The 14,612-nt window shown below is 58.6% G+C and carries 17 protein-coding genes; 7 read left to right on the top strand and 10 right to left on the bottom strand.

From position 1 onward, the window contains the following. Positions 1-70 precede the first annotated feature (70 nt). Entirely contained in the window at positions 71-400 is a 330-nt protein-coding gene (locus BN2476_RS47430; protein WP_160111684.1) for a hypothetical protein, read from the bottom strand. 43 nt (positions 401-443) lie between these two features. On the opposite strand from BN2476_RS47430, the gene BN2476_RS07460 reads away from it, so the two are divergent. Both BN2476_RS07460 and BN2476_RS07455 read left to right on the top strand, forming a co-directional pair. Then, positions 444-794, top strand: a complete 351-nt coding sequence (locus BN2476_RS07460; RefSeq protein ID WP_087733517.1) for a hypothetical protein — start codon at positions 444-446, stop codon at positions 792-794. Next, positions 794-1,012 (top strand): hypothetical protein, encoded by a 219-nt coding sequence (locus tag BN2476_RS07455; RefSeq protein ID WP_087733516.1) that lies wholly within the window; start codon positions 794-796, stop codon positions 1,010-1,012. Before BN2476_RS07460 ends, BN2476_RS07455 begins: the two co-directional genes overlap by 1 nt. Before the next feature lie 768 nt (positions 1,013-1,780). On the opposite strand, the gene BN2476_RS07450 is transcribed toward BN2476_RS07455, so the two are convergent. Together BN2476_RS07450 and BN2476_RS07445 are read right to left on the bottom strand one after the other, a co-directional pair. After that, entirely contained in the window at positions 1,781-2,152 is a 372-nt protein-coding gene (locus tag BN2476_RS07450) for a hypothetical protein (protein ID WP_235850753.1), read from the bottom strand. Positions 2,153-2,225: 73 nt separating this feature from the next. Next, on the bottom strand, positions 2,226-2,561 hold the full coding sequence (locus BN2476_RS07445; RefSeq protein ID WP_087733514.1) for a hypothetical protein: 336 nt from the start codon (positions 2,559-2,561) through the stop codon (positions 2,226-2,228). Positions 2,562-2,959: 398 nt separating this feature from the next. On the opposite strand from BN2476_RS07445, the gene BN2476_RS07440 reads away from it, so the two are divergent. The 3 genes from BN2476_RS07440 (at position 2,960) to BN2476_RS07430 (ending at position 6,339) form a co-directional block, all read left to right on the top strand. Next, the gene (locus BN2476_RS07440) at positions 2,960-3,163 is read left to right on the top strand and encodes a cold-shock protein (RefSeq protein ID WP_012406518.1); all 204 of its coding nucleotides are present in this window, start codon (positions 2,960-2,962) and stop codon (positions 3,161-3,163) included. 493 nt (positions 3,164-3,656) lie between these two features. After that, on the top strand, positions 3,657-4,106 hold the full coding sequence (locus BN2476_RS07435; protein ID WP_087733524.1) for an RDD family protein: 450 nt from the start codon (positions 3,657-3,659) through the stop codon (positions 4,104-4,106). Between the two features lie 466 nt (positions 4,107-4,572). Continuing rightward, the gene (locus tag BN2476_RS07430) at positions 4,573-6,339 is read left to right on the top strand and encodes a hybrid sensor histidine kinase/response regulator (protein WP_087733513.1); all 1,767 of its coding nucleotides are present in this window, start codon (positions 4,573-4,575) and stop codon (positions 6,337-6,339) included. A gap of 282 nt (positions 6,340-6,621) precedes the next feature. Here the strand turns inward: BN2476_RS07430 and BN2476_RS07425 are convergent, their stop codons facing one another. Next, positions 6,622-6,753 carry an entericidin A/B family lipoprotein gene (locus BN2476_RS07425; RefSeq protein WP_087733523.1) on the bottom strand — a complete coding sequence of 44 codons (132 nt, stop codon included), beginning with the start codon at positions 6,751-6,753 and terminating at the stop codon, positions 6,622-6,624. A gap of 336 nt (positions 6,754-7,089) precedes the next feature. On the opposite strand from BN2476_RS07425, the gene BN2476_RS07420 reads away from it, so the two are divergent. Then, on the top strand, positions 7,090-7,485 hold the full coding sequence (locus BN2476_RS07420; protein WP_438942865.1) for a PRC-barrel domain-containing protein: 396 nt from the start codon (positions 7,090-7,092) through the stop codon (positions 7,483-7,485). Between the two features lie 145 nt (positions 7,486-7,630). Here the strand turns inward: BN2476_RS07420 and BN2476_RS07415 are convergent, their stop codons facing one another. From BN2476_RS07415 to BN2476_RS07410, 3 genes are all read right to left on the bottom strand, one after another. After that, entirely contained in the window at positions 7,631-9,103 is a 1,473-nt protein-coding gene (locus tag BN2476_RS07415) for a DUF6880 family protein (RefSeq protein ID WP_369122643.1), read from the bottom strand. Between the two features lie 95 nt (positions 9,104-9,198). Next, positions 9,199-9,405, bottom strand: a complete 207-nt coding sequence (locus tag BN2476_RS49645) for an SWIM zinc finger family protein (protein ID WP_369122642.1) — start codon at positions 9,403-9,405, stop codon at positions 9,199-9,201. Positions 9,406-9,829: 424 nt separating this feature from the next. Continuing rightward, entirely contained in the window at positions 9,830-11,137 is a 1,308-nt protein-coding gene (locus BN2476_RS07410) for a tryptophan leader peptide (protein ID WP_087733512.1), read from the bottom strand. 718 nt (positions 11,138-11,855) lie between these two features. Between BN2476_RS07410 and phoU the strand changes: the two genes are divergently transcribed. Continuing rightward, positions 11,856-12,563: a phosphate signaling complex protein PhoU gene (phoU, locus tag BN2476_RS07400; protein WP_087733510.1), complete on the top strand. Its 708-nt coding sequence runs from the start codon at positions 11,856-11,858 to the stop codon at positions 12,561-12,563. 181 nt (positions 12,564-12,744) lie between these two features. On the opposite strand, the gene BN2476_RS07395 is transcribed toward phoU, so the two are convergent. The 3 genes from BN2476_RS07395 to BN2476_RS07385 form a co-directional block, all read right to left on the bottom strand. Continuing rightward, a complete protein-coding gene (locus tag BN2476_RS07395) occupies positions 12,745-13,026 on the bottom strand; it encodes a hypothetical protein (RefSeq protein ID WP_087733509.1) in 282 nt (93 codons plus the stop codon). 333 nt (positions 13,027-13,359) lie between these two features. Then, positions 13,360-13,692 carry a hypothetical protein gene (locus BN2476_RS07390; RefSeq protein WP_087733508.1) on the bottom strand — a complete coding sequence of 111 codons (333 nt, stop codon included), beginning with the start codon at positions 13,690-13,692 and terminating at the stop codon, positions 13,360-13,362. Between the two features lie 341 nt (positions 13,693-14,033). Continuing rightward, positions 14,034-14,237 (bottom strand): cold-shock protein, encoded by a 204-nt coding sequence (locus BN2476_RS07385; protein ID WP_087733522.1) that lies wholly within the window; start codon positions 14,235-14,237, stop codon positions 14,034-14,036. Between the last annotated feature and the right edge of the window lie 375 nt (positions 14,238-14,612).

Below are 14,612 nucleotides of genomic sequence, written 5' to 3'. Positions count from 1 at the left end.
CGGCGGTCGGGGTAGGCTGGAATTCGCTCACACCGACATTTTCTCTCAGGTGGTGCTAAGTGGATAGCCCTTATAAATATACAGTATCATAGACGTCACCCAACTGCCAGAGACCGAAATGGATGCCCGCGTCCGCAAGCCGTCCACCCATCCGATGCCTGAAATCGCCGAGTTCGTCCGGTCGCTGCGCGACGCTTTCGGGGACGACGTCATCAATAAGGCCATCCGTGGTGGAAAATCGAGGGAGCCGACGTTTTACGCGTGCGAGAATGGTCGGAGCGTTGGCACGGCGGCGCCCTCTGGCGTCGCGTAGCGCGTCACCGAAGCCATTCGCGACAGACATTTCTGCGCCGGTTGCGACGGAAGTTGCGTTGGCCAGGCAGGCAATCAGCTGTTCCATATGGCTGCAGGGAACAAGGTCGGAGAATCGATAAGTGAAAGCAATGATTTGTGGTGGCCTGCTTGCGTTCGCGGTGGTGTCACCTTCGATTGCCGGCGAGCGATACGTCGAAGTTTGGAATCCGCCGGAGGCGCGCGGCGTGGTAGGGATACGTCCTGTGCAGACTGCCCGCAATACGCCACCTCATCGAAGAACGGCTGCCCACGTTCCGCACCATCGATTGCGTCGACACGTTGTTGCGACGGCGCCGGTTCCGGCTATCTCCAGGCGCTCGACCGCGAGCCAAACAAGCCGGCCGGCTTTGACTTTTGATGATATCCCGCGACAAATTACGCCTGAAGGCAACGTTCTTCGTGTCAATGACAGACAGCCACGCGTCGAGGTCGAGCGCTGATGCAGTCCGAAAAGTACAGGGACTACGTCCTCTGGGGACACGCAATCCTGGAGCAGGTCGACACGTTCGAGCGCCAGCAATACGCTGCCAGCGGCACCGTCACGAGGGGCGGGAAGCTTGTCGAGGCATCCGGGATTCTGGGGCTTGCCAGCTCGGGGGAGGAGGCACAGCTTATCGGCCTCGAGTGGGCTCGCGCGTGGGTCGACAGCCATGGCTGAGTGTCATGGCCATCCCACCCAATCCGTGGACCGGCCGTATATCCGATGACGTCCCGTGCAGCCACCTGCCGGCGCTTTCGCGGGGTCACGCCGGCTGAGCGAGACGCAAAGCCGACTCCATGCAGCGCATGCCTCCCTTCATACGAATCGTGGGCTCGTGCTGATTGCCAATGAGACTATCCACAGGCTCATCCACTGTTTTCGTGCATAACCCTTCATACGGGTTGCGCCTTGGTACGTGACCAACCTTCCGTGCAACGTCCTGCCGGCGCTTTGACGGCCACACCGGCCGAGCGAGTCGCAAAAAGCCGACCCTATGCTACGCATGCCTCTCTTCATACGAATCATGGGCTTGGACTGATTGACAATGAGACTATCCACAGGGTCATCCACTGTTTCGGTGCACAACTCTTCATGCACATGGCATCGGTGGATAACTTCGGCCGCCGGTTAAGGGCATCGAGAAGAAGACGGGCTGATAAAAGTTTCATGCTTCGTCACAGGACATATCTAAAACGTCCTCGCGAACGGGATATAAGTCCGTTTCGCTAAAGATGTCTTTAACTTCCTCATAGTTCGAAGAGTTCATTAAGACATTAAAGCCATCTATTGGATGGGACTCTTTTTAGGGGTTGGCGGCGCTCCTCCGGAGCGCCCTGAGTAGGCCTCCAGCATAATCAGGGTCCCCAATGCCACGCTCTGCGGACCGCCTGCACAGGCCGTTCGTGAGCCCCCGGAACGACATAGCATCCGGCGGAATCAAGAGCGCTACGCTGAAGCAAACACAATAGCGCCACGGCTATCGATGTGCCTGAAGCTTCGGACAAAGCGATATGGCGGCCCATCAATTTCCAGAAAGTTGATTCCCGCGTGTGTCAAACGGAGAATCTCATCAGCCAGTACTGCCTCAATCGTCCCAAAGCTGCGCAAATCGTCGTGCGACCCAGCCGGGTCTCCGATGTACATCACACACGTCTGGGCACGGGGTCTCATCATAATGAGACTTCCGCCCATATCGAGCGCGAGTTCGAGATACTCGGCCAGGGTCAGCAGCGACGCCGGCGTCTGCTGTTGTGTTCCGTTACCCGAACTCAAATCCACTGCCATATTGCCGCCCTGTCGAACATGATTACGATGCATCTTGGCCCGCCGCCAGGCTGCCGCTGCTCCACAATAAGCGCCCGGGTATGCATCCGGCCTGCTTTTCCGAAGCCTATGCAGGCGCGAGTACCACCGCGCCCCGGTCCTCAAAGTGCGTGAAGCTTCGAATGAAGTAGTACTGACGCCCCGCAATTTCGACCCGGTTTCGTCCGACCTTTGTCAGCCGAAGAATTCCGTCGGCAATTGTCCCTGCGACCGTTCCACAGAAAGCCAGGTCGGCCTGCCCTGCCGCGACATTACCTACATACATTCCGCAGACATCATCGCATTGTTGCATCATGATGAGGCTCCCTCCCTTGCGAAGGGGCAACTCGAGATATTCCGCAAGCATCATCAGCGCCTCCTGCTCCAATTGTTGTCGGCCAGCGCGCGAGCCACAAGTTGTCATGGGAACACCTCCTCAGAACTGCTGCTCGAAGTAGTGCTGCTGCCTGAAATCCAATGCTAGCCTCACCATCAAACGGGAGTTCCGCAATTCCTGCGGACTCCCATTGAATCGTCATTGCGTCGCGGCAATACCGTCGCGAACTGCAGGCATTGGGACTTTGTAATCAGATGGACCGTTTGCTGGCAGCCATGTCTATCTTGCGCAGAACTGCCCGCAACGACCCCACCTTCATGGGTTGCCAAATTGCGGCGACCGTGATGCAGCAAGTCATGCGTTACCCGTGAACATGCTGATTGGCAGGTTTCATCTCGGCGTGGTACAAAGTCGTCCGTCGCGGCGGGTCGCGCCGTGCGATTCCACAATCGCGAATGCGACTCTCAACATTTACAGGATTCAAAATGGCAACTGGCACAGTGAAGTGGTTCAACGACGCAAAGGGCTTCGGTTTCATCACCCCGGACGATGGTGGTGAAGACCTGTTCGCCCACTTCTCAGAAATCAAGACCGAGGGCTTCAAGTCGCTGCAGGAGAACCAGAAGGTCAGCTTCGACGTGAAGATGGGCCCCAAGGGCAAACAGGCCGCAAATATCAAGCCTGTCTAACAGGTCTGGACGCTCGCCTCGTTTTCAGTGAATGACCCGACAGGCGCGGGCCATCTATTTTTATTGTTACCTTCGGCTTTTCGGCCACCCGTAGATGAGATTGCACATTCTGTGTGCGCTTTCGAGTGCCGCTTAAGCGTCGTGAACAGTTTCGCGCAAACGATGTCAGCATAGAGTTGCCAGCCGCCTGCCGTCATTCAGCAGCGCCACCCGGCGATGTAGCCACGCAGGCGCGCAGAGCGCGTAAACTCCCTTACCATGCGCCAAGTGATTTCACGTGAATAACATCTCGCGCTCCGGCGAAGGTCTGCATCGGAACGGGCTTGACAGAGACGTCAGTGTGGCCGGACTGCTCGGCGGCCGAAAAGACACGACCATGCCTCCTTGATGACGCGCCCAAAAGAGAACTCGCAGCGCTTCGCCGAACGCTTACGGTGCGTTGTGCCGGGGTCTGCCACGCGCCGTCGGCCACGCCGAAGGCACTCAGCTTCTGATGCGCTACGCCACTTATTCCCAACGCGCCCGCGCCCTCTTCATTGATTCGATATGGTGGACGGTTATCGTCCTCTTCATACCGCTCGGGCCTTCGACCGATGACATCCTGACGGCACCGGAAGCTTTGGCCTCGTCCATCATTCTCTGGCTTATGATGGCCCAGTGCATCCCGATACTGGTCACTGGCGTCCTTTGGGCCGTGTGGGGTACGTCACCGGGAAAGCGCGCGATGCGCCTGCGAGTCGTCGACGCCGATACGGGACAGCCAATGACAGTAAAGCAAGCTATGTTGTGCACTGTCGGCTATCTGCTCACTTTCGCAACGTGCGGAGCTGGCTTCCTCTGGGTACCGTTCAATCCACGGAAGCAGGCTCTGCATGACCGCGTGGCCAACACGGTGGTCATTGATGTTGCAGCCACGGTCGGCAACTTACCGACAAGGAAATGAGAGCGGGTTCCGCAGGTCAGGTGCGTTCGACACTGTCCGACCTGACGGCGCATTGCGCCGGTGATGCGGGAAAACGCACCACCTGCATTGCGCAAGTAACCAGGCGGCGACCGTTCGGTCACTGCCGCCCGTCGTCGCCGGGCGTACTTACGGACGCGGTCCACGGCTGGCCGGCGCAAGCGCGCGGGCGATGTGATAGCAGAACGGATTGGACGCAGGACGACTTTTAGCGGCTCGGCTCAGAACCGGCGCAGCCCCTTCGCCGCCATATATCCGTCGGCGCCTTCTCGGTCGCAGCTCTTCTTCACCGCCGAGCCGCGGAGCGCGAACACTTCGCCATCTCGATGGCCCGTCAGCAATTGCTCTGGCCCGACCGCTTTCTGTCCCCGGGGTATTGCCTAAAATGCATCTAGCATGGCAATTTCCTCCGCGCGGCGCACTGCACAATTTACAACCTGGAGGCCATATGGTCGGACCGTCTGCGCCCTCTGCAGCGGACCGCGCACGGCGCGCGGGCACTCTGGTCACATCGGCGCTTGACGTGCGCCCTCATCGACCGGCCGATTTTGCTGCTGAAAGCGAGTCGATGCATCGACTGGCGCAGGCACTGACGTCCTCGGATGGCACCATGCTGCAGACGCTCTCAGACATGGCGCTTGGTCTGTGTGAAGCTGGTAGCGCAGGCATCGGCCTGCTGGAACGCGACGTCGACGGCACCCCTGTTTTGAGGTGGGTCGCAGTCTCGGGCAAATGCGTCGCCGCCGTTGGCACCACAACTCCGACTGAAGACAGCCCCAGTGGCGTCACGCTCGAACTGGCTGCGGGGCAACTTTTTTCGTTTCCCCAGCGCCACTTTGCATGTCTGGGGCACATAACCCCCGAGATTATTGAAGAGCTGGTCGTGCCGATTCCAGGTCAACCCGAGCCGTGGGGCACGCTGTGGGTGATGTCTCACGACAGGAAGCACCTGTTCGACGCCGAGGACCGCAGAATCCTGACCGGCCTTGCGAATTTCACCTGCGCCACGCTGACTATGACCCGGGCCAAAGCCGACGCGGAAGCCCGTGCAGCGGAAGCCGAAGCGACAAGAAACGCGCTTGAACTCGCTGAGGCACGCAAAGACGACTTCATTGCGCTATTGGGTCACGAACTGCGCAATCCCCTGGCGCCCATCGACAGTGCCGTGACGATAGTGCGAAGGCTGGTTGCGGACAGCCCCGCCGTACTGTCGGCTCTGGATATCGCTGACCGGCAGATACGGCAGCTGAAACGACTCGTCAGCGACCTGCTCGACGCTTCGAGAATAAGGCACGGCAAACTTTCTGTCCGTCCCTCGTACGGGTTGCTCCAGGATGTCGTTGCCGATGCGGTGACGGCGTTGAAGGCCGACGTCAACAGCGGCCATCACCGACTGCACGTCACTGTTCCGCCGTATCCGGTAACCGTTCACGCGGATGCCGCCCGTCTCACGCAGGTTCTGTCGAACCTGCTGTCGAACGCGGTGAAATATACGCCTCCCGGTGGCGACATCACCCTGCTGGTAGACGCGCCGGACCTCAGCCTCGAGTCGACACCTGGTCCGTCGCCGCGTCAGGCTGTCATCACGGTGAGGGACAACGGCGCAGGCATTCCGGCTTCGTTGCTTCCGCACGTCTTCGATATGTTTGCGCAGTCCGCATCGGCACGGAAGCATGCAGAAGGTGGACTTGGCATCGGACTGGCGGTCGTGAAGCATCTGGTGGCGGCACACAATGGCACGGTCACCATTGCTAGCGCTGGCGAAGGCCAGGGGACCGAAGTAACCATACGACTCCCCATTGTCCGCAAAAGCACGGGAGGGCCGGTCGTGACCACGACACATACGATGCCGCCGGTTCGCATCCTTCTCGTGGATGACAACCCGGACGCGACGGCGGCACTCGGCACGCTGCTGGAGTTGGAGGGGCACGAGGTGAAGCGGGCACAGAGCGGACCCGACGCGCTCTCGATAGTGGAGTCGTTTACCCCAGACATTGCCTTGATTGATATCAGCATGCCCGGGATGGATGGCCTTGAGCTTGCGCAGTTGCTTCGTCTGCGCGCGCAATGCTCGCAGACGATACTGGTGGCATTGACGGGCTATACGACCGGCGTCAGTGGGCTTGAGACGGACGAACGGGTATTCGACCGCCATCTCACCAAGCCGCTGTCGCTCGATGACCTGGCAGATGTTCTTCGCGCGGGTAGCAAATAGCTACAGTCCATTCCGAGCCAGGGGCCTGCTATCAGGTGACGCAGCAGCATACACATGCCGCGCCGAAACGTGCAGACGTGTTACGCCTTCTCTGACGCTTCGCCTGGTTGACGCAACGCGCCTTGTGTTCAGAGCCAGTTTGTACCGGGAAGGAGGATGCCCGGTTCGCCGGTTACCCGTTCTTCTCGACTCTTATATGACTATCAGCGCGTAGATGCCCGCTGACGAACTCAAATTGGGAATCATATGGCCTTTTCAGCCGCCCCACTGCATATCGGTACGCTACTTCGCTTCTTCGGCGCCTCGGTGGATGGCTTGTCCGCCCTTTGAAATGTCTTCGCCGGCGCCAGCGATGGTGTTGCATGCGGCAAGAAGAGCCATGGCAGCGAGCAACAGTGTGGTCACGATTCTCATGATTTTCTCCAAAAACTCCCGCATCTGCGGCGCAGCGACGTTATCGAGAGAAAATCGAAGCGCAAACGCGCACCGATGCTCTCAAAAGCGCTATAGCACTTCGCATGCCTGCGCGGCCAGCGCCTCACACAAGCAGCCGGCGGTAAGTGACATCACGTTGTCATTCGTCGCGCGCTCGCTACGGCGAACGCGAAGCCGTCCCAACCAGTTGGGGTTCTCTCCAGGTCAAAGTCATGCCCGTTCGACGTATCTCCGATTGTGAATTGCGCTCACGTCTCTTCGCCTATCTGGCACGCGGCTTGCGACTCACCGTGTTTTCTACATCCGGAGCAAATGATGACTACGCCCGACCCGCGGATGCCCCCGTCCGGTACCGGCGCGAAAATCGTTGGCAGCACTGTCAGCGCGGGGCCCGGACCAGAGGTGATGGCAGCGACCACGCTCAATGGCAACAAGGTCATGTCATCCGATGGCGAACACGTGGGCAAGATATCCGACATCATGCTGGACGTGCGAAGCGGACGGATTGCCTATGCAGTCCTCTCGACCGGGGGATTCCTCGGCATCGGTGATACGCTGCACGCAGTCCCGTGGAGCGCGCTGACCCTGGATGCAATCGACAGGTGTTTCGTCGTAGACATTCCGGCCCAGCGACTCAAGGATGAGCCCGGGTTCGACAAGGACCACTGGCCTTCGATGGCGGACGAAAAGTGGGGGCACCCCGGTCCATAAGTATTAACCGCGAACCATACTGGACCGCTACCCGTGATGTCAGCGAAGGACGCGTGACCGACATTTATCAAACCCGGGACGGTTGGCGGTCGAATTGCATATTGCTTTCGATTCACCCTGCACTCTCCGCGCAACCCGAAGCACGCTATCCCAGCGTCGCCAGCAGTTTCATGAAGTTGCGCTTCGCGCGATAGGTTTCACGAATGCTCTCGAGCTCGCTCGCAAACTCGATGTGCTCATTCAGTTGCGCCCGCAACTTCCAGACGGTCTGCACAATGCCGAATGCCTCGTCATACCGGGCATTCCGTGTTCCACTCTCGGCCGCAACGGGCAGCAAGCGATGATACAGTGCGATGGCGTCGCGGGGATGGGACTTCGCGCGAACCGACGCCATGGTTGCCCACATGTGGGTCGCAACCGGGCCGCCGCAGAACGTTACCCAGGCCATATCGGGGTCGCGCCCATCGAGAAAAATTCTGACCAGTTCCGTGCGCGTCATCGAATGCCAAAAGCTGCGCTTCCCTTTGGTGGGAGCCTCCTCAGTGCGAACGAGCGACCAGAGATAACTGAGGGCGCGTTCGCGTGTCGCATCATGCAGGCCGGTAGTTCTGGCGACGTTCATCAAGGCGGTAAATGCCTCGGCCACGGGCCGCATCTCGAAGCGCTGCCACGCGCTCGCGTCGGCCTTTGCGAACTCGCCGCGACGCAGGTATTCCTGAATGCAGAAGTCGAGCAGCCGCTGGTCCGTGTTTCTCCCGCATTCCTCGAGCCCGCGCTCCGCCCAGGCCAGCGCTTCGTCATGACGCTCGTGCTTCGCGCAAAGCTCTGCGACCTGCAGAAAGCGGTAGGCACTAGACAGGTCCTTTGAGCGGATACGAATCAATGCGTCGACGTCGCCGTCAAGTTCCGCCAGCGAAGTCATCGCAGTTTCCAGTCGCATGCGCAAGGGGTCGAACGACCTGCGATAGTCATTACCCGGTGGCAGTGCCGGTAGACCGTCCCAGCCGTTCTCCACAAGCTCGCGGTATCTGCGAAGTCCCTGGTCGCCCAGCGCCTCGGCGTAAGCCGGCATAACGTCGTAGAACGTGTCCCATACGCCTTCGGTCTGGCAACGGAACAGTCGCTCGGCAAGCTTCGTCGGGTCGGGCCGGGTCTGCACGCACGCTTCGAGGTGTACGACGGCGAGCTCCATGATGGCGGGCATCACATCGCCGCCGGAGTCATCAATCTGCTCAAGAGTTTTTTCGGCGCCGGCAATCGCTAATTCCGCAAGCTCGACTACCTGGGCGGCGTGGGGGCCGGCAAGCCGCTGGCGCAACATGTCCGCGAGTGACACCAGTCCATCGCCGTACGCGCCGGCCTCGCGCCAGTCGAGCGGCCGCGTAACGCATGTCGCCTGCCGTACCGCGGTCTTCATGCTCGGAAGGTCGCTGGCGGCCGCTGCGCGCGCTGCAAAAAGCAGTTTGTCGCGCAGCGTCATGTCGCGCTCGACAGCCTCGAGCAGCAGGTCGCGCACTGTGTCCTCGCTCAGCGTTGCCACATATTCGCGAATCAGTTCTTCATAGGACTTGCGCTTCCTGCGGGGCTTTGCCGGCTGCGACTCGTCGGAATGAAACACTTCCTCCCCGGTATTCTCGAGCCACGACAGCGCGACCGCGACGGCATGTTTGCAAAAGATGCCGTCGTCGCCGACCGGACAGTTGCATTCGTAGGTCAGTTCGCCGTCGTCGCCACACCAAGCCCAACGCCATAACGATGTGTACCGCGCACATTGGCGCGGAGCACGCCGTCCCGCTCCTCGAGCCGCGATACCGCCCCGTCGTGGAAATAGGCCTTGCCCCGGGCGAACGTCTTCGGGTCAACGAGCGACTCGATTTCAGCGAGGGTGAGGACATCGTGAAGCGATGTGTGGCTGGGCATGGCGTGCATCTGTCTCTACGTGAGTCGACTGAGAATTCTAGCCCGTCCGCCGCGCAGCGCCGTGTAAGTGAGGGTGTTCGCATTGCCGCGAGCGGGTAGTACGATATTAGTTCGTCTTCACGCCACGCGCGATGCGTCGCTCCGCACTGGCTTGACCCCATCAGCACGCGCATAGGTCCTCCTTATCCGGAAGGGATGAGCCCAGTGATGTCGACGCACGACGCAGGCACGTGCAGTCGGCGGGCCACGGCCTGCCTTGCTCGCTCAGCGTTGAAGTGACAGCCTCGGCTGTGTTTCATGCATCCCCGGTCGACCCACAGGTAACAGCCAACAGGTCACGAACGCATAGCAAATAAGTACAGTGGAAGCTGGATGACGTCAGCGCTCATGCAGACGAAGTAGACATGGCGCACCACGAAGGAAATCAGGCCCGCAACTGTCCGGGCGCACCATCCAGAATCCGAAGCTTGTCGCCGATATCGGGAAGATTGTGACCGGCCGCGCGAAGTTCGTTCACAAGCCGATGCGCAGTGGCACAACATTGCGCAAGCATCTCATGCAGCCGTGGTTCGGCCTGCAGGCCTGTCACCGCCTTCTCCAGCTCAGGGGCGGACTCGCTCAGCAGGGCAGGAACGACCTCTTCTGGCGGTATCAGGGACCCGTGGCTTAAAAGCTGAGCGGTCCAGTCGCATCCATACAGCAGCGCGCGTCGCTCGGCCCGTTTCGCTTCTTCCTGCTCCAAGGTGGCAAGGCTGTGCCGGTTCTTGTGAATCGAAGCGCGCCAGGTCGTGAGGATGTCGGTGCGCAGGCTTGCAATTGCGTCACCGAGTGACGCGTTCTGTCCGCCAGCGACGAGGCTACGTTCATCGAGTCTGTCGACGTGGTCCCGATATGCTTCGAGGAAGGACTGCCAGTTTAACGGCAGTTCAGTCGTCTGGGAGAACGAGCAGCTAACCTCATTAAGCTCGTTCCTGATGTCCTGAAGGGCCTGAGCATCGGCGAGACGTGCCTCATAGACCTCGTGAGCCGTCACCATCTGGCGATGCAGGGGGAAAAGCGGATTGTTATGGCGTCGTTGCAGGTGTCGCTCGGTAGCGCCGGGACGAGCGCTCCATCTCCAGTTGGGCAGCACTTTTGCATCAAAGTCGACCGCGTCTATCATCGGCCGGAAAATCGACAGCGCCTCCTCGGTTGCATGGCGAAAACAGTCGGCCAGCTTGTAGTCGTTGCCCTGCAGGCCGGCGCCGTCGTTCCCGGCATAAGGAGACTCCGGTGCAAGCCGGAGTAAGCCCGTGGCCAGAAAGAACTCCATTGGTAGCTCCACGGACAAGCCCTCCTGTCGGAAGGTGCGCTGTTCGGCGGAAATGGCCTCGACAGAACGCGCCAAGCGGTTTTCGAGGTCGAAAAGCGCGCCAATCTTGTCGCCAGACGATGGCTGTGCTGCGTCGGCGAGCAGACAGAAAGATTCGCGCACCATTTTTGCCGGGATAGTGCCGTGTTTCTCGGCAAACAGCCAGAACCACAGGGCAAGCTGATATCCCCGAACTCCGTTTCGGGCAAGCGTTTCGACATCGGTCGTGAATGTGATGCCCGGCGCGGCCCAGCTCACGAACGGTGCCGCGCCGCTGCCCAGGTGCATATCCAAAAGCTGCTTTAACGACTCGTGCGTATCGCTTGGCCAGCTTCGCGTCTCGTCTTGCCGCTTCTCGGTTTTCCAGAGTTTCCAGGCCATTCTGAACCTCGCAAAGGTGTGCGGGATACGCGCTGGCGAAGATACTTGCACACTCGGTGGAGAGCGTAAACCGGCGGGTGCCCTTGCTGTCCCGAAAAAGTCGCTGCGGCCCGACGGGGTTCAAAGCGGGTCAAGACGCTATGAGGGTGAACCACCTTTTGGTGGATTCGTGTCGCCATAAGCTCGGCTTTTTCCGCCTGCTTCGCGCACGAAAAGGATTGAAGCTCTTGGCGTGCTTGGCGCTTTCGACTCCGAAGAGGGAGGCTGAATCGGCTGGACTCGCCGTGCAGGCCGCTTGTGACCGAACCGTTCAGTTTGATTCTCACGCGCTCTATTTGACCGAAGAAAAACCCATCCACCCGGACATGAGTCGGCGAATCCGATGTACCGCATGCCACATGGATGTCACGGCTTTGGCGCCTGATATCGAACGAGAACACAAACGAAGCAGACTTCAGCAGCACACGTACACGGCGCGCGGCGCGACCAATTCCTCGGCTCTGAACATCTTCGTTTTTTAGCGGCGACCCTTCACCAGCAGCACGAGGACCACGCACGCAACTGTCGCGATGTCATTGCACGGCTTACCCTGCGGGCTTACGATAATACTGTATATACACTTTTCGATGACGGATACGCTTTCTGCCATTGATAGAGTCCGACTCGTACACTTCACCCGGCGACGTTGGGCCGTGTTCAGGTCGGCTGAGGACGAGAAATGCCAGACAAGCACCTTTCCAGTCAGTTTGACGCTGAACTGAATCAGCTATCGACGAAACTGCTTGAGATGGGCGGACTCGTCGAGTCGCAGGTATCTCTCGTTCTCGAGTTGTTGAACGCATTCAACGCGTCTACTTTTTCTCAGGTCATCGAGGAGGAGCAGCATCTCAACCGGCTGGAAGTTGAGATTGATGATGAAGTCAACAACGTAATTGCCCGACGCCAACCTGCAGCACGTGACCTGCGCCTGCTCATGGCGACATCCAAATGTGTCACGAATCTTGAGCGCGCCGGCGACGAAGCGCGAAAAATCGCCAAGCGATTGCGGCGAATTCACGAAAGCGGTGTTGTGTCCGTCGTCAACATCATCGAATTGAGAAATTCGGGCGAGATGGCATTGCGCATCCTGCGTGACGCTCTCGACGCATTCGCAAGAATGGATATCGTCGCCGCCGCGCAAATCGCTCGTGACGACAAAGCCATTGACAATGAATTTCGTGCGTTTGTGCGCAGGCTCGTTGTTTACCTCAACAACGCCCCTTGGGCAATCTCTAACGGCCTTGATTACCTGTTTGTCGCCAAGGCCATCGAGCGCATCGGCGACCATGCCACGAACATCGCCGAATTCGTTATCTACGTCGTCAAAGGTCAGGACGTTCGTCATCTGACTGTCGAGCAGCTCGAAGAAGAGGTGCTGCGAGGCTGAGCAGGCTCACACTTCGAGAATGCACGAACGCCAAGTCAGCTCGTCGAGAGACCTTCATCCCGCTCAAGCTGGCAGGTGTTTTGACCGCGAGCATTTGGCTAGTCCGGTACTTCCGTCGCATCGAGACACTCCGTCAACAAGGCGAGAGAACCAGTCGAAGTTCATGTCACTTGCACTGAGGTTAATCCTTGACCCGTTGCTTCCGTACATAAATTTTGACCACTTCGGCACCCCGCAAACATCCTCGGTTTTCGAGGTCTTCAGCAAGCAGAAGACGAAATGCTTCGAAGCCTCCGGCTCCGCGGTCCACAATAAACTGGTCCAAAACTTCTGCCACTGCGGCGGTCGTGCTGGCTGGTGTCAGCGTACTGGCAATATGCGAGACTCCGCGAGCAAGTTCAACCTTGAAGGCAAGCCTGTGCTCACTATCACCAGACAGCCCTCTGCTGGCAATTTTTCCCATAGTGAAACTCTCTCTCAGTTATTTGTCTGTTCTTACTGCCGGCGAACGTACTTCAGGTTCAAATACACGGCGAGTTATCGCCATGCCCTCCTAGTCTGCGCGGCATAGCGATTAACAACTTTAGACCAAAAATTCAGGTCTGACTCAGACCGTTTCCCCTGATGAAATGCATTCGCCCAACGGGTCACCGACATTAACTAGAGGCACATCTAATCTAAGAATGCACGTCCACACGCTGGTCACGGTCGGGTAGTCGGCTACTGTCGATTAGCACCTTTCCATGCAAGCACCGGAATGAACCGCACAAAGGCTTAGGAGACATCGTGCTGCTGCTCACGCGTCGCAGAGGTCCCTGGAAGGACCGTTGTATCGGACCTCGAGCGAGGACTTGTCCTTGAAAACCAGTCGTTTCACGACGCCAAAATCCTGGACGGCGAGAACGGCACTCCGGTTCACAAACACACCAGGTCGCTCGTCGGGCAGAACGAGCTGCATCAGTGAACCAAATTTTTGCGTCGCTTCGAAGAAGTTCGCCTCATGTGACGGCTCTGCTATTCCCAGCCAATACACGAGCGCGGCGCCGGGGTGTTTGGCATCGCGCGCCAGCATGCGCAGCGTCTTTCGCCCAAGAAATGAAGAAGATTCGATGCATGGCACATCGCGCATCTGAGTCTCCCAGTGATGTCGAGATTCATGGCATTCCGTTCCGCGAGCGCGTCCGTGCGACACGTAAACACGCGGGTGTCCGGCACGGGCAACTGAATCCCGGTGTACCGTCGGCGAATGAGTGCCGCGCAGGAACTAGGGGCGTCGGATAGTTGCGACCGCATACAGTACAAGACCACGTGCTAGCCTCCAGCGCCGCCAGTTGAGCAACCCGGGCGAGAAATCGCTGTTACGGGTCTCGTTTGAATACCCATGCATATGCACACTCTTTATCCCATAGACAGCAGCTGTGCAAGATTTCTTGCTGAGAGCCTTGTCTGTGCGGCAAGGAACGGCAACGGTTACTGCGGCTGGATATTCGCTGCTTGCTTACCCTTTGGCCCTTGCTTGATATCAAAGGTCACACGCTGGTTTTCCTGCAGGGACTTGAAGCCTTTTCCCTGAATTTCAGAGAAGTGCGCGAATAGGGCCTCGCCGCCATCATCCGGTGTGATGAAACCAAAACCCTTTGCATCGTTGAACCACTTGACAGTACCTGAAGGCATAGTTTCCAAGACCCGTTGTTTTGAGATGTCGCCGACCGTTTGGCGAACGTGAGCGGTATCTTTAACACAGTAAAATTGGTACGGAACATACGCGTTTACGATATTTGAGACAGCGCAAGGGTGGCGTACCTATCAGTCACGTGTATATGCACTTCAATACGGAAAATACGCTTGGCCTGTCGTCTCTCTCATATGCACTGCACCGTTGACGCTCATGTATTGACTGCCTTCGTCGGCAAGTCGTAGCAATGAACACGCACGTGGAGGTTTTGCACCGGAGCGGGAAATCGCTTGCAAATACGAGCGAATATTCGCGGCCGCGGTCTCTTTCTGGATTCGGAGGTCAGGATAATTGGCCCCGACGGTAGCGCCAGG

The organism is Paraburkholderia piptadeniae, assembly GCF_900007165.1.
GTDB lineage: Bacteria > Pseudomonadota > Gammaproteobacteria > Burkholderiales > Burkholderiaceae > Paraburkholderia > Paraburkholderia piptadeniae.
Note: the sequence above shows the minus strand (reverse complement) of the source record. Positions and strands in the feature narration are given on the sequence as shown.

Coding starts and splice junctions, on each gene's coding strand:
- BN2476_RS07420 (WP_438942865.1), top strand. CDS start 7,090: ATGACTACGCCCGACCCGCGGATGCCCCCGTCCGGTACCGGCGCGAAA.
- BN2476_RS49645 (WP_369122642.1), bottom strand. CDS start 9,405: ATGCCCAGCCACACATCGCTTCACGATGTCCTCACCCTCGCTGAAATC.
- BN2476_RS07450 (WP_235850753.1), bottom strand. CDS start 2,152: ATGCATCGTAATCATGTTCGACAGGGCGGCAATATGGCAGTGGATTTG.
- BN2476_RS47430 (WP_160111684.1), bottom strand. CDS start 400: ATGGAACAGCTGATTGCCTGCCTGGCCAACGCAACTTCCGTCGCAACC.
- BN2476_RS07410 (WP_087733512.1), bottom strand. CDS start 11,137: ATGGCCTGGAAACTCTGGAAAACCGAGAAGCGGCAAGACGAGACGCGA.
- BN2476_RS07390 (WP_087733508.1), bottom strand. CDS start 13,692: ATGCGCGATGTGCCATGCATCGAATCTTCTTCATTTCTTGGGCGAAAG.
- phoU (WP_087733510.1), top strand. CDS start 11,856: ATGCCAGACAAGCACCTTTCCAGTCAGTTTGACGCTGAACTGAATCAG.
- BN2476_RS07395 (WP_087733509.1), bottom strand. CDS start 13,026: ATGGGAAAAATTGCCAGCAGAGGGCTGTCTGGTGATAGTGAGCACAGG.
- BN2476_RS07425 (WP_087733523.1), bottom strand. CDS start 6,753: ATGAGAATCGTGACCACACTGTTGCTCGCTGCCATGGCTCTTCTTGCC.
- BN2476_RS07435 (WP_087733524.1), top strand. CDS start 3,657: ATGCGCTACGCCACTTATTCCCAACGCGCCCGCGCCCTCTTCATTGAT.
- BN2476_RS07460 (WP_087733517.1), top strand. CDS start 444: ATGATTTGTGGTGGCCTGCTTGCGTTCGCGGTGGTGTCACCTTCGATT.
- BN2476_RS07385 (WP_087733522.1), bottom strand. CDS start 14,237: ATGCCTTCAGGTACTGTCAAGTGGTTCAACGATGCAAAGGGTTTTGGT.
- BN2476_RS07430 (WP_087733513.1), top strand. CDS start 4,573: ATGGTCGGACCGTCTGCGCCCTCTGCAGCGGACCGCGCACGGCGCGCG.
- BN2476_RS07445 (WP_087733514.1), bottom strand. CDS start 2,561: ATGACAACTTGTGGCTCGCGCGCTGGCCGACAACAATTGGAGCAGGAG.
- BN2476_RS07440 (WP_012406518.1), top strand. CDS start 2,960: ATGGCAACTGGCACAGTGAAGTGGTTCAACGACGCAAAGGGCTTCGGT.
- BN2476_RS07455 (WP_087733516.1), top strand. CDS start 794: ATGCAGTCCGAAAAGTACAGGGACTACGTCCTCTGGGGACACGCAATC.